Here is a 26,228-nt window from a genome sequence, read left to right as displayed (position 1 = left end):
GGGGGCAGAAGTGCCCAATAACGAAGCGAGAAAACTCCATCGAATTCACGTTAAACAAGGAGGAGCCGATTCAAAGTCAGCCTTTTGAAAGGGAGTCAGGGGATCGAAAGTCGGTAATCAAAAAAACACTGTCGATCCTCAATCTACTGAATCTATCAGATAATTTTTTCAAACAGAAAAGTAGGGGCGCTATGAGTGTACAACGTCCCTACTGATACAGGCTTTTTGAATGGATTGAATCGACTACACCTGAACACAGCTAGGCAGAGGCTTCAAGAAATTGGCGGATACATAATCAGCCAGACGAGTCCCCGAAATATAGCCATTGTCTGCATCCCATTGAAAATGCACGCCCAGATAAACCCGGCTTCTCCCGTTCTCCAAAGCGGCAGACGAGAAACTGTCAAACGTCCGCGTGATCGATTGACCTTCCAAAGACGAATCTTCTGTATCAAGCTCAAACGTGATGTCGTCAGTCCCAAAAAAGTTTCTTAGAATGCCTGCATGAGTTGCGCCAAAGGTGGCATGTCCTGAAACATAAGCTGGGAAGGCCGGCGAAAAGCGGCTGCCGTCTCGATTCACAGATAGAGGGGCCCAGGATTCATCGCGATCGATCGCAGGATTGTTGTTTTCGTCCGCCATCTGAATGGCTGTCTCGGGCCGCCACAGGTCGATTTCTGTAGAATATTTAGCATCCCAGGCAACAATCCCAGCATCTGCAAGGGCGAGGGCAACCAGCGCAAACAGTCGCGCATTCTCCGCTAGAGACAGTAACTGTTGTTCAGCAACAAGCTGCGTCATGCGAAAAAGATGTCCCGGTGGCTTGTAGGTGCCGTCAAGGTCATTGGCCCAAAAGAACGCGATCTCGGTTTGTTGGGGAGTGCGATCGCTGCATGATGCATCTGATCCCAGCCGTTTGACCTCATTGAACTGCACAGCATATTCGGCACTCCGCAGCATTTCATTTTTAGTGGCAAACCCGCCCGGTCGGATCGGTCGAAACTGAGAACCGCTGGTCATTGTAAAAGGACGCACCTTTCCCCAATTCGGCGTAACTGCCATCGTGCCTGGGCTTGTCGGTCGCCAATCTCCCGGATTTTTGCCGCACACATAAGGAGCCATATTTTCAGACCCATCTTTGTTGCGTTTGGCGATGACGACATTGGCGATCGCCTGTCCCAAAATGCGTCCATTCTCAATCTCTAGTTCCGTTGCGCCAGCTTTGATTTGCTCCAAAGACTCCGCCAAACCCTCTTTAAAGAGAATCTTTAGATCGTTCAACACAGGCTGCATCGTGGAATGAGTGGTCATCAATTCCAGGTTAATTGCACTCAAAACTTGATGAGCCGCATAGGCCGCCGCAGCTTCGGGAGAAGTGTCAATCGGAGTCGGCAAACTAATAAGATAAGGCTGATGAGTTTTAGCGATCGAGTTAATCGCGTCATACATCGCCGCGTGCATCATTGCCCCGATCCGAGTGATCCGAGTCGGACTGGCCAACTCGTCCTTAGATCGACGAATCGCTTCCAAATAAACGTTGTTCCAGTGAATGACAATATCAGACATAGTGAAATTTCCGATGGGTTGAGTGGAATGATGTTGCTCAGAATCGGTAGAGCGCCCAAACAGCCTGCTCCATAGCGCCCGAAAGCAGATTTTGTAATAAACCATGAGCCAACCGCAGGATCAAAAGGTCACATCAACGCCTGAGAGAGAACGGATTGTTTGTGTCCCTGCGCTGACTTCTCTCAACTGTATGAACTGCGATCGCCCGTCGTCAGTAACCGATCGGGTAATATTCTCTAGCTCTGCCATTTTCCAAGATCATAGAATCAGTTGATCGCAAATCAACAGCTTCTTTGATCAATCAAAAGCAATGACCTCGCAGAACCAACTTTCGCCAGGGTGTCTGATTTTGCTGTTGCCAAAAATGCAGAGAATTGTCGTCGATCGCTTTCGTCGTCGCAGGGATGTCGAAGGACACCTACAAGTCTTGCAGCGCAGCCATCCTACCCGCACCTACATAATCATTTTTGACCCATCAGAAATCAATTCTTATGAGGAGCATCTTTGAATTAAAAAATCACTCCAATCAAAGAGACTGAGCGCTCGATTGATTTTTCAAGTACTCAAATACGCTTTTGTCGCCAATATCTGGAGGAATTTGTTGAATCGCTTTACGAATTGCGAACACCACAAACAAAACCGCCCAAACACCCAATAAGGTCGCTTCCCACGAGCCAGACAAGTTAAACAAATGCCCCAAAAGCAGCATCGGAACGATCGGCACCAGCAGTTTAGTTTCCAATCGGTTAAAGCAAAACGCCTCTTTAAAGAAGATTCCAGTCAGCGCAGCAAAGGTGAATCCAACGCCCAAAATTGTGATTGGATGCTGATAAACCTGCAAAGCCAACGGTTCACTCTTGCCAAAAGTCAGAATCAGTGAAGCAACGCCCCCGATCGCCCAAAATGCCTGGAGCGCCAAATGCAGTGGCTTTAAGTAAATGTGAATCATCCACAAACTAACGCCCAACGCCGCCCAAAAGCAGAAATAAAGCGGAGTCAGTAACCCGATCGCTTGACTGCCTTGCGAGAGAACGAGTCCAGTCCCGATCGCAAAACTCAGCGCTGCCACCATCAGACCGCCTCGATAGATCACAACTCCCTGGCGATCGCGCTCCGTAATCGTAAAATCTCCAAACTGTCCTTGATAAACTTCGGGCTGTGTGGCTTGCTCAATCATAGGTCAGGCATGAATCACATCTGCCCCTATCCTACTGCTCTAGGGCGGCAAGTCGTTCTTCATCTGCGACCGCCTGAATCGCCAGCAACAATTCTTCTTCTTGCGCCTCAAACTCTTCTTCAGGGATCTCGCCCATATCAAACGCAAGTTGCAGCGTCAGCAGCCGTTTGCTCAAGTTTTCTGTGTCGTCAAGCTCTGTGTCAGCGCGCTCTTGAATTTGTTCGGCGATCCAGTTGAGTCCAGTGATTGGGGCAAACAATAAGCGAAGAACCATGATTTTTATTGCTCAGGAATGTTGTTTGGGTGGTCTGGATTGAGTTCTGATTGACGCAGCCGATCGTCGAGTTTTTCTTCCCAATTTGGGTCACTGACATCGATCGTGATCATGCGTCCCGCAGCCTTGGAGCGATCGACATAAGCATGAAAGGCTGGAATGTCTTCTCGATGCTCCAACATGTATCGGCGCAGTTCATCTAAGTCCATTGCGTCATAGTTGACTGATGTCATGGCTCATACCCTCCGCTCGGTTTAACTTCGTAATCCAAACCTTCGCCAGCAAGAACACAGATGTTTCCGGTTCTTTCATCAATACGAACGAGGTCGATTGTTTTGAATTGCCATCCTGGATAAATCTGGTTGGTTAAACGATAGCATAATCGATAGAGTCCTTGTGCCTGGGCAATTGTGGGTTCCATGAAGTATTAATTCTCTATCGATCGAGTTGAGCAAAATTGTAAGGTGCTGTGAAGTCGTTGTAGCGGATTTTTAAGCGTTGATCAAACTGTTGATCCAAAGCTTCGACCTGAGCGCTAAAGGTTGCCTCGTCGTCCCAACAAATCAGGTAAGCCGTGTTGTAAATCATGGACTCAGTGAGTGAATCGTTTTCGACCACCGCTTCTGCTAGCGGATTGAGCGCATCTTGAAAGGCTTGAATCACAGTGCGTTTGCGATCGCTCATTGCCTTCTCAATTAACTGTCCGATCGAGACAATTTCTTCCATACCGAGAGACCTGCCCTCTAAGCGATCGCGCTGACTGCGAAGAATTTCATCCTCGTCCATTAAGGTTCGCAGTTCGGCAGCGGCATCCCAAAATAGTTTGACGCTTACTTCTCGTCGTCCAGCCAGCTTGTCAAACAAATGCTCCAAACTTTTGCTGTGGGGAGCCGTTAGCTGCTCAGTCACCGCCTCCCAATCTTCGATAATCAATCCAAACTGTAGCGGTAGTAGGGTGCGATGTCCCGCGTGCATGGCTTGTTCGAGAACTTTTTCATGCCCCAACAGATTGCGACGACTGGCTAAATACCGTTCTTGCTGCGCTTCTGAGTAGAGAAAGGCAAATCCATCAACGGTATGACTGTGAACGGGCTGTTTGTCTAAGCCTTCTAGCTCCAAACTTTGCGGCCCAGGGGTAGGAAAAATCCCGTATAGGTAGAGTCCGTAACTCATAAGAAAAATGGGGGGCGATTAGATAGGTTTCGCCGTCAGAACCAACTGAAGTTTTGCGTGAATCAAATCTAGTTGGGCCACTCCGATGTCAACGCTGCCCTCGACAACTACGCCTGTATTAAGCAGACGATCGAGCAATTCTAAAATAGAAGGACTAGCAGAGGTTTGACCGGGATAGTATCCTCCGGCTTTCGGTAATAGCGTGCCCATTTCGCCTAGGTCAATGTTCAAATCAGCAGGATCAATCTCAAAAATGTTGCAGATTTCAACCACCTGTTCCGCCAACTTTTGCAAACTTTCTGCCGCTCGCTCTAATTCTTCGTCGCTGAGTTTTCCTTCTTCCATTCGACGAATCACTTGAGCCTCCATCAGTTGTTTGACTAGCTCGACAATGGTCAACAACAACGGAGCAAGCCCCCTGTCCTTGGTGGATTTGGGAGCATTGATAATGGCGAGATCAGGCGGTTCAGAAAACACTGGGTCACTCGGCTGAAGGTTGCTTCAATTGTAGAAGGTTGCGGTTAGCTTTTATGCTAGAGAGTTCTCGTTTGATACAGGCGGTTAAGCCACTGACGACGGGCTTGACTCGATCGCATCCGACCCATTCCGGACGCAATTCTGGCACGATCGTCGCTGTTTGATAACAGCCCGCCCAAATGATTGGCAGCCCGACAACCAGGAATCACGCGGCTCGTCGCAATTTGCTTCATCGTTTTGACGGTAATCATAAGTCATCTAAAAGCGTTTCTAGGGAGTTGGGAAGAGATTCGGAACTAGATAGCTCTGGAGTCGAAGCGGGACGAAGCGCTTTTAACTCGGTTTCCAGGCTCTCAACGCGCTCTATTAGTTGGCGATTGGCCTCTATCAAGCCCTGAGACTGCTGGCTAAAGTGAGGATTGTTTTCCCACCAGTTGATGCCCATTTCTCTCGCTTTATCAACTGATGCAATGAGTAGACGAATGCGAATGTTAATCAACTCTGTCGTCGCAACAGAAATAGAAATGTCTCCAGCAATCACAATGCCTTTATCTAGCACTCTTTCTAAAACATCTGCCAGCGTTGAGCCGGGAGTCGAAGTGGTGATGCCTCTCGCAGCGTCTCGTCCAACCGCAGAGCGCATGGGGCTAGTTGTCATGATTCAACCTCGGCAGGAACTGATTGAGCCGAGAAAAGCCGATCGCGATGCACAACCAATCCTTTTTTCGCCAATGTCCGAATGGCATCCAATGCTTGCACTCGCGTCAAGCCCAAATCACTCTCAATCTGGGCAATTCTCACGGCACCTGATTTCAGCAAATACTCATAAATCTCTTGCTCGTGGGCAATGCTGGCTTCGGTAACAGGCGCTTCTTCTGGTAACGCTTCTGGCAATTCTTCTGGTAATGCTGCTTCAGCGGATTCGGTCAATTCGCGAAATAGCTCGACTAGCTGTTCTTTGACGGTCAATTCTGAGGGTTCTTCCAGTTCTGTAGCGACCTCGGCAAACGGAATGGCATCAGAGGCTAACGTCTCAACGGGAGTTTGTAGTAAATCGTTGTGCAACATGTCATTGAGCGATTGCCAGAGAATCTTAGTTGCATCGTCGATCGCTATGCCAATCCGAGACAGCAACACGTCTGAGCAAATTTCTCGAAAGTCTGCATTCATGGGAGAGACGGGAATCTCATGTTCTTGGCAAACTTTGGCGATCACCAGGCACGATCGCAGTCCCGAAATTTTTTCACCTTTGGTTTTGACTCGAAAGGCTTTGACCAAGCGAACAATCATCAGGGCACTGGCGCGATCGATTTCAGTTTTTTGTACCAAAATCTCTTGCTGAGTCAACTCATCTGGCTCAGGCATCGTGATCGTCACCAACCGATCCATTAGCGCATCTTGAGTCGAGTGAACGCCGCAATACTCTTCTGGATTAGAGGTAAAAATTGCTCTAAAGTTTGGATTGACGCGAATATATTCCGTCCGATTGCTGCTGGGGGGAAGAACTAACAGCTTCTCTTCTAAAGCAGACAACAGAACGTTATTCACCTCTGGACGCGATCGATTAAATTCGTCATAGACCAGCGTGAATCCTTCTCGACAAGCCAGCGTCAACCGAGAATCAACCCAGTTTTGCTTAAGTTCATCCTCAATTTTGACAACGCTGTGAATGTAGTTATCGACTACTTTTTTGCGCGTGTAGCCAGACTGATTGCCGATCAAATCAGAGCTTTTGGACTCATCATCTCCATAGATCAACATGATTGGACGAGTCAACAGATCAGCTAGATGAAGCGCCAATGTGGTTTTACCCGTCCCGGCTGGGCCGCGCAGATGTACTGAAAATCCAGATTGCAAATAGCGCAAAGCTCTAACAGCAACTCGCTCGATCGAGGGTGTACTGACAAATCGGCGGGGGCTGGCACGAAGAACAGTCGTCACGGTGATGAATCCTCAACTAAACAGTGGAATTAAACAGTGAAATCTTCTTGAATGCGGTAAACACGATCGCGCTGGGTCACTAACCCTTTTTGAATCAGCGATCGCAAGGCATCCACCGCTTGAAACCGACTGATTCCCAACGACGACTCGATTTCCGTGAGCCGCGCACCTTCCATCAAATCGATGTACTGATAAATTTTTTCTTCGTAGTCGGCTTCGAGAATGGGAGCAGCGATTTTGGGCAGGATCGCGCTAGTCGGTTGGGCTATTTTGACCTGGACTGGGGAAGTCTCTAAAACCGTTGCAGGAAGAGGGGTAGAAGCCTTTAGCGGAGCGGCAGACTTCTGAGCGATCGTGGGCACCTCAATCGAAACATCTCCCCAAACAGCACTTTTTAGACTCGCGTGATATTGCTGAATTTGCACTCGAAACTCTGCCAGACTTGCCAACAAAGCCTTCATTTCGGTGGTGCGATCGACTTGATTTTGGTGCAGCCTTTCGGTCAATTGTGCTGCTTGTTGTTGTCGGGTAGCGCTGACTTCTGATAAGTAGGTTTGGAGATTCGATCGCAAGGTCTCTGTAAAAGCAGCTAGATGTCGAGTCAGACGAATTTGCGTTTTGAGGCGCTGTTGTCGGCTCTGATGAAGCAAAAGGTCTGTTTCGATCTGTAAGTCTTGAAGCTCTGATCGAATATCTTGACGTAGAGAAGACACGCTTTCATTTAGAGCAACTCGAAAGCTCTGAAGATCATTGGCCAACTGCTGTGCCATTAATCCTCTTTCAACTTCTGTAACTGTCAAAAAACTCGCGGTTTGCTGTTGAAGACGTTGGACAAATTCACTTAAGTGTTGGGCAACTTGTTGAGACTGCTTTTGACGCTGCTCTTTTGCCTCGGTCAAAAAAGATTGAGTTTTGTCCTGCAATTTTGAATAGAAGGCTTGAAACTCTGCATTGCGAACACGATCGTTACTCAGCAGCGTTTCTCGAAATAAACTTAGGTCGCTACGAAGCTGAGAGGCTTTTTCCTGACGGTCTTTCTGAGTCAACGTTAAAGCTTCACTCACCTGTCTCCGACGCTGGATTGCTTCTTGTTGGCGCTGCTGTTTTTGCTGTTGCCAGGAGTCTTTCAAAGCCATGATTAAAAGCGTTTTTGCAGAGGAGATTTATCTATCTGAGTAAACAATGAAACTGGGGAGCGCCAGACTTAACCCCCCAGCATCTAACTTCTAAGCAGAAGGAACAGCAGCTTGAGAGGTCAAACCAACTGCTTCGGCATACTTCAAATAGGTTTCAACAGAAGCGATAACGATGCGAGCTTCGATCGCTAACAGTTCAATCCCAACGAGCGAAACGCGAACCCAGGCATCAATAACGATCCCTTTGTCGAGAATGCGATCGACGACTTCAGCCAAGCTAGAAGAGGAGTTTACTTTTTCAACAGCCATTGTTGTAATTCCCTGAACATGAGTGATTAGATTTCAGTCTGCCGAATCTCTTGGTTTAGACTTGCTTCGGAGTTTCCGGCTTCTGTATCAAGGTACGCTTCGGACAAGTTGAATTTGATTAGCGCAAACACGGAAGATCAAATGTCGTTTATTTAAACCGCTAGAGAAATTACTGACCCTTTGACTAAAGTTTCAGCATTAACCCCTAGAAATGGAAGATAGTAACCAGGAAAGGCAAAAGATGGACTCCGGCAAACCTGGTCGATAACCCTATGCGAATTCACTGTAGGTGAGCTTTTGCTCCACTCGCTATCGAGAAGAGATTGACAGATATTGGCTAAGGATCGTGAATTGAATAAGATCGATGATTGCCTAGTTGCTTCGCCCCCTAAATCCCCCATTCTGGGGGACTTTGAGAAAGCAGACATTCTAGAATTTAAGGCAGTTTCGCGGTTCAAAGTCCCCCAAATTTGGGGGATTTAGGGGGCAGAAGCCGAATTAAACGAAGCGAAACCGCGAGAATTACAGGTTGTTTAATTCACGATCCTAATTCTTTTTTTGAAGAAACTAAGCTATGGACAACCTTATAGTGGATAGTTTTATTGATCCCCATCTGGATCGTCTAGTAAAACTTCTATAATTTTTTTTTAATCATTCTAACGGTATAGTGTCATTCACTCTGCTGATAGAGATAAAATACCGTTAGCAGATTCTAAAGTGATGCCAAGTGTAAATCCTTATCAAAAGACTATCGTTCTTGGGGAGTTAAAGACATGGCATACGCTAATAGACCTGTTGTTGACGCTACGACAATCCAACCTGTTGCTGACTACCATGATCGCGTTCGTTGGGGCCCGATCATTTCTGGACTGGTTGTTGCATTAGCCTCTCAATTGATTCTCACTGGGATTGGGGCAGCCATCGGCGCAACCACGATCGCCAATTCGGGTGCTCCTCGCTCAAACTTGGATGAAGTCGGCAGTGCCGTTGGTATCTGGTCGATCATCAGCCTGCTAATTTCGCTGTTTATCGGTAGCTGGGTAATGGCGCGGGCTTGTGGCCCCATGAATCGGGGAACCGCGATGCTGAATGGAGCCATTCTTTGGGCAACTACGTTGGCGCTGAGTGCTTACCTGCTAGCAAGTGGCGTTTCGGGTGCGTTTGGGATTATTGCTTCTAATGCAGGCGAGGTTGCCAATCAAGTCATTCCAGGGGGCGCGGCCAATGCACCCAATGTGGTTCCTAGCCCTGGCGTGACAGCTGATCAAACCCGTGATGCTGCGGGTGGTGCGGCTAGAGCGGGTTGGTCGTTTGCGATCGGTTCTCTCTTAGGCTTGGTAGCTTCCTTGATTGGGGCCGCTGCTGGTGCACGGAGTCCTCGCACAACGACCACTGCTTACACAGAGCCGACGGTTCGATAAATTGGTTGTTTGACCATCCTCTCTTTCCCCTTGTTCTTCTAGGACGGGGGAATTTTTTTATTTAGTTTTTTAAGAAATTAAACTTGATGGCTGCGATCGCTCAAAGCTGTCTCGGTCGGAAAAGATTTCAAAAAATTGCTCAACATCAGTGAGTTCAAACACGATTTTGACTTCATTAGAAACTGAACAAAGAGAAAGCTTGCCTCCCTCTGCTTTAACGGTTTTGAGGGCAACGATCAACAGCCCCAAACCAGAACTATCCATAAAGCTGACCTCTTTAAAGTCAACTAAGATATTTCGTACTCCAGTACTGAGACTACTATTAATTTCCTGGTTAAACAGGTCAGCTTGAGTGCTGTTTAAGATTCCAGAAGGATAAAGAACTTTGATTGTGGGGTTCATAAGGGTATACCTGTCAAGAGCAAGGTTGAGATAGAACACTTTAATATTCAGGCAACAATCCGTGCTATCCGCACTATCCTAACGTGGTTAACATACCCTTGATACTTGTATTAATAACTTGAGTGTATTCTACAGCGTGCTTTTTATGCGACTGGTCTTACTTCAGTAGATTAACTTAGCCCTGAGCTAGGTTACAGAAGTAAAAGAGCTTTTTAAGTAATCTCACTCAGAGAAGGAAGATGAGTTCTGTTTTATCTTGACAGCAATCGGAGTTCTAAGATTATTTGTATTTCTAGCATGTCTACCATCTGAAACTGTTTGTTCAAGCTCTGCGCGATCGCGTCAGCCAGTTTGCCCTGCTGTTAGCTTGAGGAATTGAAAATGAAAAAGAAATTGATATTTTTAAGTATTCTCACGGGTACGATCGTCACGCTAATTTCTAAACCTTGCTTGAGTTTGCCGCTCTCACCCGGCGATCGCCTCAAAGTTTCGATTCCTGAAGGCGAATTGTTTAATGGTATTTACGAGGTCAATATTGATGGGACGCTTCAGATTCCCTATTTACCGCCGATTCGCGTTGCCGGACTAGAACCTGCTCAAATCGAACAAACGCTGTCCCAAACCCTGCTCGAAAAGCGACTGTTTAATCCCCGTTTTTTGCAAGTCACCATACAGCCTGTAGAGTGGTCAGCCATTCAAGTTAGTGTCGCAGGTGCAACCTTTGAGCCGGGTCGTCTCTTGCTCAATCAGCGTAGTCCCGAAGCGCGGGCCCGCATCACCCAAGCATCCGGAGACTATCCCCCAGAGCGGTTTTTGATTGCGGCTATCCGAGAAGCAGGAGGTGTCATGCCCAACGCCGATGTGAAGAACATTCGCCTGATTCGTAACGGACAAGCCACGACGATCGACCTTTCTGGCGTTTTTTCTGGAGAAATCATTCAAGACATTCCCTTGGTGGCGGGTGATCAGATTATTGTGCCCGATACTCAAAAAGTGCATCCTGAGCTAATTCGCCCCTCTCAGATCACGATTCCGGGCGTGCGCGTATTTTTATCCAATCTGACGCAGCCCGCCAGCAGCAATTCGGGTGCCTCAGTGAACAAAGATGCGACGGCTTTTGTCTATGGTTCTCGTTTGTCTCAGGCGGTCATTGCAGGAAACTGCGCCGGGGGCAGCACCGAAAATGCCAAACGTCGAGCGCTGCTAGTTCGTACTGATCGTATGACCGGAGAAACGAAAGTCATGGAACGCCCGATCGAAGATCTGCTGCGAAAAACCAACGACGATGCGACCAATCCTTTTCTGATGCCGGACGATGGCATCGCTTGCTATGACTCCAAAACCACCAACATGAGAAGCGTTGCGGATACTCTGGGTGCCATCTTTTCTCCCTTCTCGCTATTGCTGAATCTGCTTAGAAAATGATGAATGCAACCAATCAAGCCCTCCTAAAGCCTGCCAAAAAAGGACGATGGCAACGCTATGTCTTTATGGGTCTCGTCGTCAATTCTGCGATTTGGGGCGCAACGCTGTTTTTTCTTAAGGTCGCAAAACCAACTTACATCAGCGAGTGGGCGTTAATTCTTCCAGGGTCGGGGCCGGGGGTAAGCGTGAATTTGCCAGATATTGGTCAAGCGAGTTCTTCGAGTAGTTCGCCGTTTGGCGGCCCGACTCAAGATCCTAGAGCGAACTATCAGTTCATCGCGACCAGTGAAACGGTGATCAAAAAGGCGGCGGCGATCGTCAACCTTCCTCCTGAGAAGTTTGGAGAACCTAAGATTAAGCTGCTCGACAACACCACGATTATGAAGTTTGAGGTGACGGGGGGCAGCGCTCAAGAGGCTCAACAAAAGTCACGAGCGCTCTACAAAGCCTTGGTCAGTCAGTTAACCCTACTGCGAGTTGAGGAATTAGCCCGACGCGATGATGGCATTCAGTCCACGTTGCAGTCAGCGAAAGCTAAACTTGTTGAGGCCCAGCAAGGACTTTCTGAGTTTAAGTTGAGGTCTGGATTGAGTTTTCCAGGGCAGATCGACAATCTCTCGGTCAACGTAGAACAGTTGCGTCGTCAACGGGCTGAAGTCATCGCCCAACAGCAGCAAGTGGGCAATCGGCTTCAACAACTGTCTGCCAGTCTAAAAATTTCGCCTCAGCAAGCTGCCAGTGCTTTTGTGTTGCAGGCTGACCAACTGTTTCAGCAAAACTTAAAAGACTACAGTGAAGCCAGCGCGACGTTATCCGTTTTGTTATCAAAGTGGGGAGACAACCATCCCAGTGTGATCAAGGAGAAAGCCAGACTAGAAGCGTCTCAAGCGGCAGTGTCCGATCGCAGTCGATCGCTCCTTGGTCGTGCAATCGATCCACAAATGCTGGGGGCGATTCAGCTAACGGCTAACGAATCGGGCCGGGCTGGGTTGTTTCGGGATCTGGTGGCTGTGCAGGCTGACTTTCAAGGATTGACCGCCCAAGCTGAATCGATCGACCAGCAAATCAAGCTTTTAGAATCACGGCTCAACGGGCTGGCTCAGGGACAAACGACCCTGGAAAATATGAAGCGAGAAATGCAGACGGCAGAAGCGGTTTTTGCGTCTACAGTGGCGAAATTGGATCTGGGCAAGTCCGATATTTTTACAGCTTATCCACTGATTCAAATGGTGCAAGAACCGAGTTTGCCCGACAAAGCGAGTGCTCCCAAAAAGTCTCTCGTGATTGCCGGGGCGGTAATCGGGTCTATTTTTTCTAGTGGGGGGTTTGCTCTGCTCTGGTGGCGTAAGCGGCTGATGGCGATCGCGCGTAGTCCAAAGTCCTCGGTTTCTTCTCTACCTGCGTTGCCGATCGATCCCACGTTGGGCAGTGAAAAGGCATGATCAAACCAGAAAATTTTTCTGAGAAAGTTCTGTGGTACTGCCTGCTGTGGACGTATGGGTTCTTTATTATTGGAGGATTGTATGTCGTCGGATCGGTGGTCGGCTGGATTTTATTTGGCGATCTAATTCGTCAGTTGTGGAACCAGACCGATGACACGCCGCCAGAAGATCAGATTCGCATCCCGTGGGCGACCTGGGTGTGGATTGCTGGAATGCTGATGATGGAAGTGGCCCTGGTTATGGGTCATTTAGATTTCAATCTAGAAACCAGCATGATCATCAAGTCGTCGATCGGGTGGGCAAAGGGCTGGGCATTGTTAGCTGTGTTTCCTTTAGTGGGCGCGATGAAGATCCGACCGCAGTTACTTTATCGAATCGCCTGCATTATTGGATTGCAAACGCTTGTGTTGTTCCCGCTATTCTTTTTAGCGTATCTGGCGCATTTACCACCGTCTCCTTATGTGTCACCACTCCGGTTGATTGGTGGCCCCGGCCCCGAATTTTTTGCGCCCAGCCTCTATGAAATTGATCCCAGTAATGGTCAACCCCGGTGGCGACTGTTTACCCCCTGGGCCCCTGCACTCGGCTTTATGGGTAATGTCTACTTCTTCTTAGCGCTTGAGGAAAAAGATCCCAAATGGCGGTTTTTAGGCATCGCTGGATCAATTTTTATGTGTGTAATTTCGGTGTCTCGTTTAGCGTTGTTGGCGTTTCCCGTTGTACTGGTAATCACGCGCACATTATCAAGTTTGTCTCGTCCGGTTCCCCTAATTGGTTTAGGCGTTCTCACTTGGATTGGCGGAATCGTTTCACCAACTATTTTAGGAGCCTTACAGGACTTCAAAGAAAAGTTCAAATCCGCTAGAGCCGCCTCTTCGCGAGTTCGAGAAGCTTTGGGGAGAATTGCGGTCGAACGATGGCAAACAGAAGCCCCGATTTGGGGACATGGCATTGTTGAACCGGGGCCGCATTTAGTTGAATTTATGCCGATCGGGTCGCATCATTCCTGGTTTGGGTTGCTTTATGTCAAAGGGCTGGTTGGGTTTGCTGCGCTGGCGATTCCACTGGCTTATAGCTTTGTTGATTTGGCGGTGAAGTCTCAATCTAGTAGAGTAGCCAGACTGGGGTTGAGTATGGTGTTTATTCTATTTCTCTACACCTTTGGCGAGAACCTAGAAATTTTGGCTTACCTTTTTTACCCCGCTCTCATCATCATGGGGATTGCCTTTAAGGAACCCGTTAAAATTTTTGCCCCTATTGAAATTGATCATGAAACCAAAAATCTTACAAGTACTGGATGACCATAGTATCGGCGGTGTCACCCAAACGATGCGCTGTTTGTCACAGTCTCGATTAGGCGATGAGTTTGAGTTTAGAGTAGTGCGATCGCATGAAGTGTTACCTATTCTGCAAACCAATCATCCTGACATTGTGATCTTTCGCAATCCGTGTTCCTGGAAGCGATCGCTCAATCTATCTCTAATCAAGCTCTACACCAAACACTTAGTCATTCACGAACACCACTACTCGGCTGGATTTGAAGCGCACAATGTTGAAAATTTAGCTCGATTTCGATTCATGCTCAGGCTTTGTTACGGAGTGGTCGATCAAGTAGTTTCTATCTCTGAAGGGCAGCAAAAATGGATGCAGCAAAACCACCTGGTTTCCCCTAAAAAACTCACGTTAATTAATCAGTGCTGTGTTTGTCAGAAGAACTTTACAGTGCCCTCAAAAATTCTTAACCAGCCATTCGTTTTGGGTGCCTATGGTCGCTTTTCTAAGCAGAAGGGATTTGATGTTTTGTTGCAGGCATTTCGTCTCGTATCCGACCTCAATCTGCAACTCAATCTAGGGGGCTATGGTGAAGATGAAACCCTGCTCAGACAACTCGCTCAAGGGCAACCCAACGTTAAATTTTGGGGCACTGTTCAAGATGTTCCTGCCTTTTTATCTGCCTGTGATGTTGTGGTGATTCCTTCTCGCTGGGAGCCTTGGGGCAATGTCTGCGTCGAGTCCAAAGCGGCAGGTAAACCTGTGATTGTCTCTGATGTGGATGGACTCAGTGAGCAGATTCAGAATTGTGGAATTTTGGTTTCACCAGATGATCCACGATCGCTAGCAGATGCAATACAAACGATCGCGGCTCTCCCAGCCGAGACATTAGAAACTTGGGGAAATAATGGGCGCGAATCCGTGAGAGATGCCTGGGAAATGTATGTCAGTTCTTGGGAAGGGTTGCTCAAAAAAACCTTGAATTCTTGAGGTGATCATTCCCATAAGTTGGGAATTCTAAATTCAAATTGGTGCAATACCTCAGACAGATTTTTAACTTGTGGGGATGCTCCCGTGAACGCTCTTAAAGTCGTAACTAGTTTTTTTAAGCAGAAATTTTCGAGCCAATTTATTCGTAATTTGAGTTGGCTGAGTGGTTCAGAAGTAATCATTCGAGTGTTTCGTCTGGGCACGACTGTCACGCTGGCTCATTTCTTAACAGCCTATGATTATGGTCTAGCGGCTGTTGTGTTGACGACTAATGAATTTGTTCAAGTATTTACTAAGTTTGGGATTGGTTCAAAACTCATTCAAGTCGAAGAAGAACGGTTGGAGGAGCTATCGATCGCGGCCTACTGGCTCAATTGGATTATCTATCTCAGTCTATTCATCACTCAATGTATCGCAGCGTTTCTAATTGCATGGTCTTACCGTGACGATCGCTTGATTCTTCCCATTTGCACGATCGCACTTGTTTATTTAATCGTTCCGATTGCCTATATACAGTCGATCCTGATCCAGCGTGAGAATAAACTGAAGGTCACAGCCGTTACCAATGTATTGCAGGTTTCATTAGATAATTTATTAACTGCCTGCTTTGCGGCTTTAGGATGGGGCATGTGGGCGATCGTGTTGCCCAAACTTTTAGTGGCTCCCATTTGGGTGATCATTTACTACAGAAGTCACCCCTGGCGGCCGACTCAAGGCTTTTCGACTCAGTATTGGGGGGAGATTGCTCGCTTTGGGCGCAGCGTCTTAGGCATCGAGCTTCTCAAAACCCTCCGCAACAATTTAGATTATTTGATTGTAGGCTGGTTTATTAGTATCGAAGAGTTGGGCGTTTACTACTTTGCCTTTAATGCGGGGTTGGGAATTAGCTTGAGTTTTATCAATGCCATCAACTCAGCGCTGTTTCCTCATTTGTGTGCAGTGCGATCGAATTGGTTGCAGTTTCGCCAGCGTTATCTGAGCAGCTTTAGGACGATCGCATTAATTATCATTCCCGTCGTCCTATTGCAATCTAGTTTGGCTCCTATTTATGTTCCGCTTGTATTCGGTCAAAAGTGGATTGCAGCGATTCCAATTTTAATTTTAATCTGTTTATCAGCTATCACGCGCCCGTTTGCAGATGCGGCTTCTCAGGTGTTGCTGGCAGTAGGTGAGCCAGGTTTAGATTTATTAGCAAGCTGTATGTTTACAGGTATTTTTGCAGCAGGTTTGCTGATTGGAGTTCACTGGCATGTTTTGGGTGTTGCAATTTCTGTTTTAGTGACCCACGTTGTGTTTCAGACTTTATTTACCTTGTGGACAACTCGCTATGTCTTTAGGCGATTTGAAAGCATTAAAGTCGTGTAAGTAAATCTAGCAGAGAACCTGAGAAAATTTGCTGTGGGCGGGTTTGCAGGATTTGGAAAGTCAACTTTTACCAGTCAACTTTTACCAGTCAGCTAGGTTAACTTTTTCGAGCGTAAAGTGTATCAGTTGAGTCAATCAGTCGCGTAAAAAATGCCGCATCAGGTGTCGGTTGATTAAGAGTGTCAGGTAAACGGAAGTAAGGTTAGAGAAATGGCAGGCTTATATGCAATGTTGGGTCATTCTGATCGCGATCGCATTCAACAATCTGTTGATCGTCTAATCTGTTTTCCAGGGGAATCGGTGGAGACGATCGTTGAGGAAAATTTAGCGATCGCTTGGGTGAGCCATGATCCCTCTGACTTGTTTGCGCCTGCTTATCATGCTGAAACGGGGGTGCGTGTCATTACGTCGGGGCGGGTCGCTTGGGAAGAGTCAGACTGGTTACGGGCTGAAGGGCTAAGTCAATTTACGGGAGGTTTGAGTAATCGTCTGCTGCTCGATCGCTACTTATCTGGTGGTGTTGCTGCAATCGAACGATTTAATGGCTCTGCACTTGTCCTCATTTACGATCCACGGGAGCAAACTGTTCATTTACTAACTGATCATTTTGGTTTCTATCCAGCATTTCTATATCGTGCTGAGTCAGCTAAGAACTGTATAGTTTCGACGTTCCCCGATGCGATCACTAATGATTCTCAAACTCATACAACATCTGATCGTGTGTCGATGGCAGAGTTTTTGCGGGAATGGAAAATTACGCCTCCTCACACCTATTACAACGAAATCAAATATGCAGGTGCTGCGAGCCATTGGTGCTGGCAACTCAAGGATTCTACTTCCTGTCATCGGATCTACTGGCAACCCTTTCAAACTGGATTCGCTTCTAGCTTCGATCATGCAGTAGATAACTTGACTGAAGCCGTTCAAACTGCAATCAAAATCCGCACGCTACCTCATCTTTCTCCCGTTGTGACTTATGTGAGTGGCGGTATGGATTCTCGCGTGATTCCTTTTGCTGCAAATGATTCCTCTAGTATGTATGGAGTTAATCTCTATGACGTTCCAAATCGGGAGTCTGCGATCGCTCAACAACTCTGTGAGGCTGCGGGTGTCGAGTATGTAGGCTATGCCAGGGATAAAGATTACTATCCCCGCTGGATGCGTCAGGGAGTCGAGATTTCGGGTGCGATGTGGTCGGTCGAAGACAATCATTTTTTAGGCACTTTAGAGACGATACAAAAGCTGGGAGCCAAAACGGTATTGGCTGCATTTCCAGTAGACGATTTGTTTAAGGGAGCCTGTCTTGAGCAGCGCTATGTGCAATTTTTAGGGCGCAATCTTCCGTTTTTTCAGTTTGATGAAACTGCTGTTAGAGGTTTCCTAATGGAAGATCCGCCTCGACCTGCCCCGCCTGAATTTGCAGAAGCGATCGACCAGCGTTTACAAAACTGGTTTGGTGATCTACCTCAAAAACTTCGCACCGATGAACAGCGTCTGCAAGTAGAAGATCGACGAGTCCGACCAGGGTGCTATCAACCAGGACTATCTGACAACATGATGTTTCGCATCGTACCCTATGATATTTTTCTTGCCGATCGCGCGATCGCCGACTGCTACAGCCAAACTCGTCCTCAATGGAAAATTAACGCCACTCTCTGGAGCCAAGTCGTCGCTCGCATTTGTGGAACGTCGATCGTCGATGCCAATCGGGGCTGGCGGCCGGGTGCCTCTCATACTGAGAAACTGCTGATCTTTGCAAGTGACTGGATACAGCGGCGATGGGTCAAATCTCCAAAAGTGCAAAACAGTCCTGCCACTGACGGCTCCTGGAGCAACTTGGGTTGGTATGCCGTTCACAGTCCGACGCTGAGAGAGTTATGGGAAAGCGTTTCTGAGGACGATCGCCAACAGATTACCGCCTTATGGGGGAGCGATCCCTGGAGCATTCCTCTCAGTGACTGGGCAAAACCTGCAACCCTGACCGCAAAAGGAATGTGTCACACTCATTCTCCTTATGGATTGTTTCGCATTCTCACACTGCTAAATCACTGGTCTATTCAGCGTTCTACCTAGTAATTCCAGATTAATCACTATCCCAATCTCTTATGAACAAAGTCTCTGTCATTATGCCTGTCTATAACGTTGAAAACTATGTTGCTGAGACGATTCTCTCAGTGTTAGCGCAGACGTACACGAATTTTGAGTTTTTGATTGTTGATGATGAGTCGCCCGATCGCAGTGTTGAGATTTGTCGCCAGTTCCAAGACCCTCGCATTCGGATCATTCACCAAAAAAATCGTGGATTGGCAGGCGCGAGAAATACTGGAATTCGCAATGCTCAAGGCGACTATATTGCTCTACTTGACAGTGACGATCTCTGGTTGCCTGAAAAACTAGAAAAGCTGGTGGGTCATTTGGCACGATCGCCGCATGTAGGCGTTACCTTTAGTCGCTCTGCGTTTATTGACGAGTCGGGCAAGCCGTTGGGGACTTATCAAATGCCTAAACTGCGGGGCATCACGGCTCCTTATTTAATGTGTCGCAACCCGATCGGGAATGGATCGGCTCCTCTGATTCGTCGTCAGGTGTTTGAAGAGATTAAATATGCGGCTAATCTCTATGGTCATGTAGAAGACTTTTATTTTGATGATCAGTTTCGTCAGTCAGAAGACATTGAATGTTGGATTCGGATTGTCCTACAAACGCAGTGGCAGATCGAAGGCATTCCCGACGCGCTGACCCTCTATCGAGTTAATTCTGAAAGCCTCTCGGCCAATGTGATGAGGCAGCTTGACTCCTGGGAAAAGGTCATCGCCAAAACGCGCACCTATGCCCCTCAAGTAGTCGCTCAATGGGAAAACACGGCTAGAGCCTACCAACTGCGCTATCTCGCCCGTCGCTGTGTCCGAATGCAAAATGGAGCGATGGCTGTCAAACTGTTTCATCGATCGCTGCAAACTCGCTGGCAGATCTTGTTAGAGGAACCGCGCAAAACCTTGATCACGCTGGTGGCGGCTTATCTACTCTGGCTACTACCCAAACCGCTGTATCGCTGGAGTGAAACGATCGCCCTCAAAATCTCAGGGGCCAGCCAAAAACGGCAAATCTTACAAGAACAGGTATCAGGAGTGTCAGGTTAATGAAAGTTTTATTGGTGTGCTCGGCAGGCGGACATTTCAAAGCAATTTATCAGCTGCGATCATTTTGGGAAACTTGCGATCGCCGATGGGTGACCTTTCGCACGCCCGTTACAGAAGCGTCTCTAGAGGGCGAAAAAGTAGACTGGGCCTGGAGTCCGACTAATCGCAATTTTCCCAATCTGTTGAAAAATCTAGTTTTAGCGTGGACGGTATTGAGGCGCGATCGACCGGATGTGGTGATTTCGACGGGGGCTGGGGTTGCGGTGCCTTTTCTAGCGATCGCTAAACTGTTGGGGAGTCAAACGGTCTTTGTCGAATCGATCACGCGGGTCACTGACTTGAGTCTGTCTGCCAAACTTGCACGCCCTTTTGTCAGTGTGCTGTATGTTCATTGGGCAGAATTGCAACTGCGCTACCCTCAAGCAGAATTGATCAATCCTCAAAAAGTCACGCCTGAAGGAATGGCACCTGTCGAGTTTTAAATATTCAGGAGAATAGGTAATCGCGATGATTTTTGTCACTGTTGGAACGGAGCAATATCCCTTTAACCGTTTGATGAATTGGGTTGAGACATTACTAATTCATGGATTTATTCAAGAAGAAGTGATTGTGCAATATGGATCTTGTACTAATCTTCCTCAAGGCGTTTTGGTCTATCAATCTCTGAGAAGCGATCGTTTTGCAGAACTGATTGACCGAGCGAGACTGGTGATTAGTCACTGTGGAGAAGGCTCGATTTTACTGCTCGAAGAAATTGGCAGGCCTTATATTCTAGTTCCGCGTAGCCATCGGTTTAAAGAGCATGTTGACGATCATCAAGTTGAGTTAGCTACTGCCCTGTCACAAGCGGGTGCAACGGTTGCCTGGTCACCTGGAGATTTAACTCGATTTCTAGAGTCTCCTCAAAGTGCCTCCTTGTCTGCTTTATCGACTACGGCTGCTGTCGCTTTATGCGATCGACTCCATACCCGCTTTAATCAACCTCACCCGATGGACATTCAAACCTGTAGCACTTGATTCGCTGTGGGAGTCCTGAACCTGAAGGCTAGATCATTCACTTTGTATTGATCATTTTGTATTGATCATTCACCCCCTTTTATCTTGATACTATGGCTAGTCAACCTATTGAATTTCCGGTCACGATCACAAATGGAACTCATCTTGTACAGTTGCCCTCTCGTTTGACGGTGACGGAAGCGATCGCCTTTAAGACAAAATGCAAACAACTGATGCAAGAAAACCCTACTCGAATGATTCTTGATTTTGGTCACACCACCTTTATCGACAGTAGTGGGATTGGCAGTTTGATTAGCTGTCTGCGATTAGCCCAGTCGATTCCCGCTGAGGTGATTTTGTGGAGCGTTCACCCTGAAGTGAGAATGGCGTTTTCTCTGGCCGATCTGGATGATATTCTCAAAATCGAACCCGCGACTCAAGCCCTTGCGCCTACTGCTACTTGTCGATCGCAGCATCGTCCCCCGATTACGCATCCATCTGTGCGATCGAAAGTAAAACGAATCGTTGATATTCTTGGTGCGCTGGTTGGTTTGGGCATTACGGCGCTGTTGTTTGTGCCGATTGTGATTGCCATTAAATTAGATAGTCCTGGCCCAATCTTTTTTCGACAAACCCGCTGTGGTTGGATGGGCAGACGCTTTCAACTCTGGAAGTTTCGATCGATGGTCACCAATGCTGAGGCGCTCAAATCACAGGTCAAAAATGAGGTCGAAGGTGCATTTTTCAAGAATGCTCAAGATCCCCGAATTACCAGAGCGGGGCGATTTTTACGCAAGACGAGCTTAGACGAACTGCCCCAATTTTGGAATGTTCTACTTGGCGATATGAGCCTAGTTGGAACGCGCCCCCCGACGGCTGATGAAGTTGATCGCTACGAAGTTCCCAATTGGCAGCGGTTAGATGTAAAACCTGGGATGACGGGGGAATGGCAAGTGAATGGGCGATCGCAGGTTTCTAACTTTGAAGACGTGATCCAACTGGATCTACGCTATCAAGAACGCTGGAATTTAGTCTATGACTTGAAGCTAATTTTGCAGACCATTCTAGTGATTTTTACAAAGAACAAGGGTGCTTTTTAGTCGAGATATCTAGAATAATGAAGGCGAGAGTTAACGCTTCATTAAATTTTGGTGCTGTGGCACGGTTAGTCGAATTGTGATATTGGTTCAGGTGCGGGTCATGCCAAATTTTGAGGAACATCACCAACTGATTCGAGAGGCTCATATTCAGGTTAAGACAGACTTAAATGAAGTCGATCAAGTGATGCAGTGGTTTGAGCAATTTAACCAACCTCCCCTTCCGTGTGATCTGTGGATGCAGGGAAAGCTTGCCATAATGGAAGGACTAACTAATGTCATTCGTCATGCTCACAAATCTTTGCCTGTCTCAACGCCGATCGACCTGACCGTCAAGCTTTTCTCAAATCAGCTAGACATTTCGATTTGGGATGAGGGGTGTCCGTTTGATTTTGAAGCCCTGTTGGAGAGTGTCGATCGACAATTTTCTCACCCATTAGAGCGTGAGGCGCATTGGGGCGGCGTATTGATGCGAAAGTTGAGAGAGAAACACCACTGGACAATTAACTACCGATGTCCGGCTGATCTTGCAACTCATCGCAACTGTTTATCAATACAAAAAGCATTTTCTTAAACCCTGCCCGATAAAACACCATCTTCTACACATCGGTTCAGTAGAGTGTGGATAAATTTTTTAGTTCCGTCTAACTAGGGAAGGGCTGAGGAAGAAGGATCAGTTGCACTTGGAAATTGATTTGATATGCGTCCTCTTAATTAAAGAAGTTCGAGGTTGAGCGCTCAATGCAACAATATCAATTTGCAATCTACTTATTAACTTCAGCCGCCGAGAGTTAACCGCCATTAAACTTGACTTGCAACACAGAACAATCATCCTGAAAGTGTTCGCTGTTATTCATGACTCTGGCTTTTTGTAGAAGGTGATCCAAATTGTTATGGATGGCGATATCAGGGTCTATCAACAGATCAATAAAGCCATCTAACCCCCACATGCTGCCGTCGGGTTGAGTGACTTCATAGATGCCATCACTGAAGATATAGAGCGTACTGGATTCATCGACAACACAGCGATCGCTGACATATTTTGCATCTGGAAACATACCGATCGGGTTGCCGCGCGTTTTTAGCTGCTTGACTTGAGGGGCTGCCCCTTCCACATTGGACAACAAAATCGCAGGAGGATGGCCCGCACTGGCATAAAAAAGCTGTCGCTTAGGTCGATTGTAAATGCCATACCAGATGGTGAAGTATTGATCGTTTTGATTGTCCATTTGAAAGGCTTCATTGAGCGCTTGCAGTACAATGTCAGGCCGATAAAAGTTTGCGCCCGGTAAGGACTGCGATCGCAATAAGTTTTGCACCGATACTGAAGGCAGCGCTGACCCTAACCCATGTCCAGACATGTCAATCAAATAGATCATCAAAAAATCAGGATCAAGCCAGTAATAGTCAAAGCAGTCACCCCCTAACTGTTTGGACGGCAAAAAACGAGCGTTGATCGTCACTTCTCCGGTCATGGGTTCTGGAAGGAGCGATCGCACATATTCCGCAGCTTCGGCAAACTGGGCTTCTAAAATCTGCTTTTGAATTTGTAATTCTTGAGACGACTTTTGTAGGGCATGAAAAACTTGATAGAGGCGCAATCCTGCTCTAACTCTGGCGTGTAGCTCAATCCCTTCGATCGGTTTGCAGAGAAAATCATCGGCCCCTGCATCCAACCCTGTGACCCGATCTTGAACAGCGGTGCGAGTCGTGAGCAAAATAAAGAACGTGTGGGCCAACTCAGGAGTCGTCTTGACCCAGCGACAAACTTCCAGTCCATCCATTCCTGGCATCTGCCAATCACAAATAATCAAAGCTGGACGAAACTTGAGAGCTTTGGTCATGCCATCCTCCCCACTATCCGCCAAAATCACATCATAGGTCTGACCCTGAAGCGTCTTTTGTAACAGGAGTCGAGTAAAAGGATCATCATCAATAACTAAAATCCGAAACATGGAGAGGATTAGCAGCGTTATGCGCTGAAGATTAGAGAGTAAATCGTGAATAGAACTGTGGATGACATAACTTGCAAAGTTAATCTAGCCAGCAGAACTGCTTTTAGTGAATTAAATCTTTGATCAGACCAATGTCACTTTCTATTAAGGGTTATCGAAGGTACAGTGTCAGCCGAGATAATGCTGAAATGTAGATTTAGCAGGACTTTTTTTGCAGGTGATTCAAAGCAACTTTAACTTGTTCATATTCGATCTGTAGTTGCAACACCTTGTCTGCACTTCCGATAAAAGTATTTGATTTACCGATCGCTTCCACGTTTTCACAAAGTTGAGCTAGCGAGACCGCGCCCAGAGAAGCACTACTTGACTTGAGTGTATGAGCAGCGCGTCTGAGCGCAACCGAATCGGCTTGAGCGATCGCGTCACTCATCGCTTGCAGCAGTTTGGGAGCCTCTGTCAAATAACAGTCAATCAGTTCTGACAACACTTCTTGAGCATCGTCTCCTAACATTCTTTGAATGGATTCCAGTGCCTCACGCTCAAGAATCGAAGATGCAGGTTGACTTATCTCCTCTCGGCTTCCGCCTCCCTCCTCACAATTGATCTGTCTACGACACCGCTTTAACGCCTGGATCAACGGCTCAACTCGAATTGGCTTGCTCAAAAAGTCATCCATACCGGCCGCGAGACACTCTTCACGATCGCTCTGCATGGCGTTGGCGGTCATGGCGATAATGCGTGGGCGAGTCTGGAGCGTCCATTCTTGACAAATCTGCTCAGTGGCGGCGAGTCCATCCATTTCTGGCATCTGCACATCCATCAAAACGACATCGTAGGGCTGTCGGCGTAGCGCGTCCAAAACTTCTAGCCCATTGCTCACAACATCTGCTTGATAACCCATATTTTGCAGAATTAGCACCATCATTTTTTGGTTAACCAGATGGTCTTCTGCCAACAAAATTCTCAGAGGATGTTGGGCAAACTTTAGGTCAGTTTGTAGAGATTCTTCAACACTTCTGGCTGTAGAAACGGTTGCTTTTGAGGTGACTTCTAAAACTCTTTTAACGACGATCGTAAAGTAAAATGTGCTGCCTTGATTGGGCTGACTTTCGACCCAAATGCGACCACCCATCAACTCACTTAATTGTTTGCTAATGGCCAACCCTAACCCCGTTCCTCCATATTGTCGAGTGATCGAAGAATCAACCTGACTAAAGGCTTGAAACAAACGATCGCGCTGCTCTAATGAAATACCAATTCCGGTATCTTTGACTGCAAACTCAATCTCAACCAGATTCAAATCACTGGTTTCACGGGCGATCGCTGAGATAGATATGCTGCCTGCTCTGGTAAATTTAATTGCATTTCCTAACAGATTCACCAGGATTTGTCTCAGTCGTGTTACGTCTCCTACGACGATCGACGGCAATGATTGTGAATCTAAAAAGCGAAGGCTCAGATTTTTTTCTGCGGCTTTGAGGGTCAGTAAATCGACTGCTTCTTGAACACAAGTTCGGACATTAAAGGGGTATTCTTCTAGCTCTAGTTTGCCAGAACCAATTTTAGAAAAGTCAAGAATGTCATTGATAATGGTTAGTAATGCATCGCCGCTGCTGCGAATAATTTCAATATAATTTCGCTGTTGGGGGGTGAGTATCATCTCTAAAAGTAAACTGGTCATGCCAATCACGGCATTCATCGGGGTGCGAATTTCGTGACTGATCATGGCCAAAAACTCACTCTTAGCAAGTTCCGCCTGTTTGCGCTCGGTGATATCTCGAATGGTATAAACAAAGCCCTGAAAATCTTCAATTTCTCCTTGAGTGATTGCACAAGAAACGGCGATCGGAATCTTTTTGCCAGTTTTGGTTTGGCAGACTGCTTCTACATCTGTAAATAAGTCACTGATCGGAAGAGGAGTCGCAGAAAGTTGAGTGCCAGGATGGGTAAAATATTCGTCTGGCAAAAGGGTAGAAATGGGCTGGCCTACACAGGCAGAGTCACGATCGTCAAATAGCGCTTGGGCAGCAGGATTAATGGTTTTAATCGTTCCTGATAGCGTTGTCACAAGTAATGCGTCTGGCATTGAGTTGATGACTTGATCGATATAATTTTTGGAAGCGGTTAGCGTTTTTAGAAATAGATTAGACTCGTTTGCACTTTGGACGAGTGCTTGTTCTAAAATCATTCGTTCTGTAACATCTTCGAGAAGGATGATCAGCTTGTCTTCAAAGTCACGATCGACCTGACGTTCGAGAATGTGTAAATCCAGGTAGATCGAAGCGGGCTGATATCCGTCAGTTTGAAGTGCCCGCAGGATTCCTTTAAGTTCAAAAGTGGCGTGTTGTTTTTGCAAAATCGCGCTCAACGTGTCTTCTAATCCGACTAGCTCAGGAAATCCATGACGGACATCGCCACCAGGACTCACTTGGTCAGGACAGTCTGCAAATCTCTGAGCGCCCACAGAGGCCTCTACGATCGTCAGATCGCGATCAATAACCAGACATTCCATATGGCTAGGAGTGAGAAATCTGCTCAAAAGATTGGGCTGAGAGTGAGGTAACGTCATAAATCAAAAATCAATAGAGCAGCGTTAAAGAGCGATCGCTTCAAAAGTGGATTTAGATGAATATTAAATTAATTGAATATTAAATTAACAATGATGTATAT

Annotated in this window: 29 protein-coding genes; 13 read left to right on the top strand and 16 right to left on the bottom strand. The window is 47.0% G+C overall.

Annotated features, from left to right (window positions below):
• Positions 1 to 243 precede the first annotated feature (243 nt).
• Together ACKFKF_RS19695 and ACKFKF_RS19690 are read right to left on the bottom strand one after the other, a co-directional pair.
• Entirely contained in the window at positions 244 to 1,566 is a 1,323-nt protein-coding gene (locus ACKFKF_RS19695) for a vanadium-dependent haloperoxidase (protein WP_446869267.1), read from the bottom strand.
• A 120-nt stretch (positions 1,567 to 1,686) separates the two neighbouring features.
• Complete coding sequence (locus ACKFKF_RS19690) at positions 1,687 to 1,815, bottom strand: hypothetical protein (protein ID WP_446869265.1); 129 nt, start codon at positions 1,813 to 1,815, stop codon at positions 1,687 to 1,689.
• Between the two features lie 61 nt (positions 1,816 to 1,876).
• Between ACKFKF_RS19690 and ACKFKF_RS19685 the strand changes: the two genes are divergently transcribed.
• A complete protein-coding gene (locus ACKFKF_RS19685) occupies positions 1,877 to 2,074 on the top strand; it encodes a hypothetical protein (protein WP_446869264.1) in 198 nt (65 codons plus the stop codon).
• Between the two features lie 18 nt (positions 2,075 to 2,092).
• On the opposite strand, the gene ACKFKF_RS19680 is transcribed toward ACKFKF_RS19685, so the two are convergent.
• The 11 genes from ACKFKF_RS19680 to gvpA form a co-directional block, all read right to left on the bottom strand.
• Positions 2,093 to 2,743, bottom strand: coding sequence for a DUF2301 domain-containing membrane protein (locus ACKFKF_RS19680; protein WP_446869263.1), 651 nt, complete (start codon positions 2,741 to 2,743; stop codon positions 2,093 to 2,095).
• Positions 2,744 to 2,774: 31 nt separating this feature from the next.
• Positions 2,775 to 3,017: a gas vesicle protein GvpG gene (locus ACKFKF_RS19675; protein WP_446869262.1), complete on the bottom strand. Its 243-nt coding sequence runs from the start codon at positions 3,015 to 3,017 to the stop codon at positions 2,775 to 2,777.
• 5 nt (positions 3,018 to 3,022) lie between these two features.
• On the bottom strand, positions 3,023 to 3,250 hold the full coding sequence (locus ACKFKF_RS19670) for a DUF6887 family protein (RefSeq protein WP_446869261.1): 228 nt from the start codon (positions 3,248 to 3,250) through the stop codon (positions 3,023 to 3,025).
• On the bottom strand, positions 3,247 to 3,438 hold the full coding sequence (locus ACKFKF_RS19665) for a DUF6888 family protein (protein WP_446859733.1): 192 nt from the start codon (positions 3,436 to 3,438) through the stop codon (positions 3,247 to 3,249). The genes ACKFKF_RS19670 and ACKFKF_RS19665 overlap by 4 nt, the downstream gene beginning before the upstream one ends.
• Positions 3,439 to 3,452: 14 nt before the next feature.
• Positions 3,453 to 4,190, bottom strand: a complete 738-nt coding sequence (gene gvpF, locus ACKFKF_RS19660; RefSeq protein WP_446869260.1) for a gas vesicle protein GvpF — start codon at positions 4,188 to 4,190, stop codon at positions 3,453 to 3,455.
• Between the two features lie 18 nt (positions 4,191 to 4,208).
• A complete protein-coding gene (locus ACKFKF_RS19655) occupies positions 4,209 to 4,667 on the bottom strand; it encodes a gas vesicle protein K (protein ID WP_446859735.1) in 459 nt (152 codons plus the stop codon).
• Between the two features lie 56 nt (positions 4,668 to 4,723).
• On the bottom strand, positions 4,724 to 4,918 hold the full coding sequence (locus tag ACKFKF_RS19650; RefSeq protein ID WP_446869259.1) for a hypothetical protein: 195 nt from the start codon (positions 4,916 to 4,918) through the stop codon (positions 4,724 to 4,726).
• Positions 4,915 to 5,325, bottom strand: coding sequence for a gas vesicle protein (locus ACKFKF_RS19645; RefSeq protein WP_446869258.1), 411 nt, complete (start codon positions 5,323 to 5,325; stop codon positions 4,915 to 4,917). Before ACKFKF_RS19645 ends, ACKFKF_RS19650 begins: the two co-directional genes overlap by 4 nt.
• Positions 5,322 to 6,608: a gas vesicle protein GvpN gene (gvpN, locus tag ACKFKF_RS19640; protein ID WP_446869257.1), complete on the bottom strand. Its 1,287-nt coding sequence runs from the start codon at positions 6,606 to 6,608 to the stop codon at positions 5,322 to 5,324. Before gvpN ends, ACKFKF_RS19645 begins: the two co-directional genes overlap by 4 nt.
• 29 nt (positions 6,609 to 6,637) lie before the next feature.
• Positions 6,638 to 7,744: a hypothetical protein gene (locus ACKFKF_RS19635; protein WP_446869256.1), complete on the bottom strand. Its 1,107-nt coding sequence runs from the start codon at positions 7,742 to 7,744 to the stop codon at positions 6,638 to 6,640.
• A 90-nt stretch (positions 7,745 to 7,834) separates the two neighbouring features.
• The gene (gvpA, locus tag ACKFKF_RS19630; protein ID WP_446859740.1) at positions 7,835 to 8,053 is read right to left on the bottom strand and encodes a gas vesicle structural protein GvpA; all 219 of its coding nucleotides are present in this window, start codon (positions 8,051 to 8,053) and stop codon (positions 7,835 to 7,837) included.
• Between the two features lie 773 nt (positions 8,054 to 8,826).
• Between gvpA and ACKFKF_RS19625 the strand changes: the two genes are divergently transcribed.
• Complete coding sequence (locus ACKFKF_RS19625) at positions 8,827 to 9,474, top strand: hypothetical protein (RefSeq protein WP_446869255.1); 648 nt, start codon at positions 8,827 to 8,829, stop codon at positions 9,472 to 9,474.
• 69 nt (positions 9,475 to 9,543) lie between these two features.
• Here ACKFKF_RS19625 and ACKFKF_RS19620 read toward each other — a convergent pair whose 3' ends face one another.
• Positions 9,544 to 9,876: an STAS domain-containing protein gene (locus ACKFKF_RS19620; protein ID WP_446859742.1), complete on the bottom strand. Its 333-nt coding sequence runs from the start codon at positions 9,874 to 9,876 to the stop codon at positions 9,544 to 9,546.
• Between the two features lie 381 nt (positions 9,877 to 10,257).
• Here ACKFKF_RS19620 and ACKFKF_RS19615 point away from each other — a divergent pair, with 381 nt between their 5' ends.
• From ACKFKF_RS19615 to ACKFKF_RS19565, 11 genes are all read left to right on the top strand, one after another.
• Complete coding sequence (locus ACKFKF_RS19615; protein ID WP_446869254.1) at positions 10,258 to 11,301, top strand: polysaccharide biosynthesis/export family protein; 1,044 nt, start codon at positions 10,258 to 10,260, stop codon at positions 11,299 to 11,301.
• Positions 11,301 to 12,743, top strand: a complete 1,443-nt coding sequence (locus tag ACKFKF_RS19610) for a GumC family protein (RefSeq protein ID WP_446869253.1) — start codon at positions 11,301 to 11,303, stop codon at positions 12,741 to 12,743. Before ACKFKF_RS19615 ends, ACKFKF_RS19610 begins: the two co-directional genes overlap by 1 nt.
• Positions 12,740 to 14,044 (top strand): O-antigen ligase family protein, encoded by a 1,305-nt coding sequence (locus ACKFKF_RS19605; protein ID WP_446869252.1) that lies wholly within the window; start codon positions 12,740 to 12,742, stop codon positions 14,042 to 14,044. Before ACKFKF_RS19610 ends, ACKFKF_RS19605 begins: the two co-directional genes overlap by 4 nt.
• The gene (locus tag ACKFKF_RS19600; RefSeq protein WP_446869251.1) at positions 14,013 to 15,005 is read left to right on the top strand and encodes a glycosyltransferase family 4 protein; all 993 of its coding nucleotides are present in this window, start codon (positions 14,013 to 14,015) and stop codon (positions 15,003 to 15,005) included. The genes ACKFKF_RS19605 and ACKFKF_RS19600 overlap by 32 nt, the downstream gene beginning before the upstream one ends.
• 84 nt (positions 15,006 to 15,089) lie before the next feature.
• Positions 15,090 to 16,370: a lipopolysaccharide biosynthesis protein gene (locus ACKFKF_RS19595; RefSeq protein ID WP_446869250.1), complete on the top strand. Its 1,281-nt coding sequence runs from the start codon at positions 15,090 to 15,092 to the stop codon at positions 16,368 to 16,370.
• A gap of 210 nt (positions 16,371 to 16,580) precedes the next feature.
• Positions 16,581 to 18,443 (top strand): hypothetical protein, encoded by a 1,863-nt coding sequence (locus ACKFKF_RS19590; RefSeq protein ID WP_446869249.1) that lies wholly within the window; start codon positions 16,581 to 16,583, stop codon positions 18,441 to 18,443.
• A gap of 32 nt (positions 18,444 to 18,475) precedes the next feature.
• Entirely contained in the window at positions 18,476 to 19,510 is a 1,035-nt protein-coding gene (locus ACKFKF_RS19585; RefSeq protein WP_446869247.1) for a glycosyltransferase family 2 protein, read from the top strand.
• On the top strand, positions 19,510 to 19,992 hold the full coding sequence (locus ACKFKF_RS19580) for a hypothetical protein (RefSeq protein ID WP_446859750.1): 483 nt from the start codon (positions 19,510 to 19,512) through the stop codon (positions 19,990 to 19,992). Before ACKFKF_RS19585 ends, ACKFKF_RS19580 begins: the two co-directional genes overlap by 1 nt.
• Positions 19,993 to 20,017: 25 nt before the next feature.
• Positions 20,018 to 20,527, top strand: a complete 510-nt coding sequence (locus tag ACKFKF_RS19575) for a glycosyltransferase (protein WP_446869245.1) — start codon at positions 20,018 to 20,020, stop codon at positions 20,525 to 20,527.
• A gap of 92 nt (positions 20,528 to 20,619) precedes the next feature.
• Positions 20,620 to 21,606 carry a sugar transferase gene (locus tag ACKFKF_RS19570; protein WP_446869244.1) on the top strand — a complete coding sequence of 329 codons (987 nt, stop codon included), beginning with the start codon at positions 20,620 to 20,622 and terminating at the stop codon, positions 21,604 to 21,606.
• Between the two features lie 100 nt (positions 21,607 to 21,706).
• A complete protein-coding gene (locus ACKFKF_RS19565) occupies positions 21,707 to 22,177 on the top strand; it encodes an ATP-binding protein (protein ID WP_446869243.1) in 471 nt (156 codons plus the stop codon).
• Positions 22,178 to 22,394: 217 nt separating this feature from the next.
• Here ACKFKF_RS19565 and ACKFKF_RS19560 read toward each other — a convergent pair whose 3' ends face one another.
• Together ACKFKF_RS19560 and ACKFKF_RS19555 are read right to left on the bottom strand one after the other, a co-directional pair.
• A complete protein-coding gene (locus ACKFKF_RS19560) occupies positions 22,395 to 23,558 on the bottom strand; it encodes a SpoIIE family protein phosphatase (protein WP_446869242.1) in 1,164 nt (387 codons plus the stop codon).
• A 196-nt stretch (positions 23,559 to 23,754) separates the two neighbouring features.
• On the bottom strand, positions 23,755 to 26,127 hold the full coding sequence (locus ACKFKF_RS19555; protein ID WP_446869241.1) for an ATP-binding protein: 2,373 nt from the start codon (positions 26,125 to 26,127) through the stop codon (positions 23,755 to 23,757).
• Positions 26,128 to 26,228 lie beyond the last annotated feature (101 nt).

This window comes from Phormidesmis sp. 146-12 (assembly GCF_052939495.1).
Note: the sequence above shows the minus strand (reverse complement) of the source record. Positions and strands in the feature narration are given on the sequence as shown.